Source organism: Corynebacterium phoceense, assembly GCF_900092335.1.
In the GTDB taxonomy this organism is placed as follows: Bacteria; Actinomycetota; Actinomycetes; order Mycobacteriales; family Mycobacteriaceae; genus Corynebacterium; species Corynebacterium phoceense.
The window spans coordinates 1-912 of record NZ_LT596218.1 but is presented as its reverse complement, the minus strand read 5'-3'; the positions used below and the strand labels follow the sequence as shown (position 1 = coordinate 912).

1 protein-coding gene and 1 pseudogene are annotated in these 912 nt (G+C 64.7%); both read right to left on the bottom strand.

Features of this window, described 5'->3' with window-relative positions; all coding sequences use genetic code 11:
- A pseudogene (locus BN9444_RS13330) lies at positions 1-160 on the bottom strand (isopentenyl-diphosphate Delta-isomerase); the annotation flags it as partial.
- Positions 157-699 carry a hypothetical protein gene (locus BN9444_RS13325; protein WP_196131411.1) on the bottom strand — a complete coding sequence of 181 codons (543 nt, stop codon included), beginning with the start codon at positions 697-699 and terminating at the stop codon, positions 157-159. The pseudogene BN9444_RS13330 and the gene BN9444_RS13325, both read right to left, overlap by 4 nt.
- Positions 700-912: the final 213 nt, after the last annotated feature.

Below are 912 nucleotides of genomic sequence, written 5' to 3'. Positions count from 1 at the left end.
TCTTCGTGAGCGCGCGGCGGGTGAGGAGCACGTCGTCGCCGCGGAAGACCCAGCAGGAAAACGCGAGGTGCAAGGGGGTGTCGCTAGTGTGGACGGTTGCCTTGGGGGCGGTGCCGGTGGGGTTTCCTGCGTCGTCGCAGAGGACTACGAGTTCCGTCATAGGTTGAGGTTTCCAGTCCACGTCACGTTGCCCATCGTGAGGCGGGCGTTCCACAGGGTGCCGGGGGCGGCGTCGAAGCGGTACTGAAGGTTCGTCGCGGAATGCGCGCCCAGCGGCATGTCGAGGCCCGGCGCGAGGACGTCCGCGTTGGCCTCTGGGTCATACGGGAGGAGCTCGACACGGGTCCAGCCGCCGTTGCCGTCGGCGACCTCGAGGACTGGCTCGGTCACGGCGTCGACAGGCAGGGGCTGGTCGTTGAGGTTCTTGAGCAGCACGGTGAGCACGCTCCCCTGGACGGAGTCGGAGTAGACGCCCTGGAGCTGCCAATCGACGTTCATGCCGTCATCGTGGACGGGGGCGCCGAGGTCCGAGTTGACCTCTTTGTTCTTCACGTCCTGCGGCTGGTAGGCGGGGGTCTCCGAGGTGGTCACGGAAATGTCGTCGCCTGGGTTGAGTCCGGTCTCGCCTGGTTCGAGGATGCTGCACGAGGCGAGGAGGCACGCGGCGGACACAAGAAATGCCACGGTGAGCTTACGCAATGGAGGAACCTTCCGGAATATCGATGAGTGTGCTTCTACCTTAACCGACGCACCGGCCATCTTAGGTAACGGCAAGGTGCAACCGCGCGCGTGCGGTGGCATAGTAGCCGGTTGATGAAACCTCTCGTTCGTATCGTGCGCGGCGCCGCTGCGCTGTGGCCGTATTATCTTGCAATTTTCCTCACCGCCGTGGCCGGCGCGGTGCTGACGCTT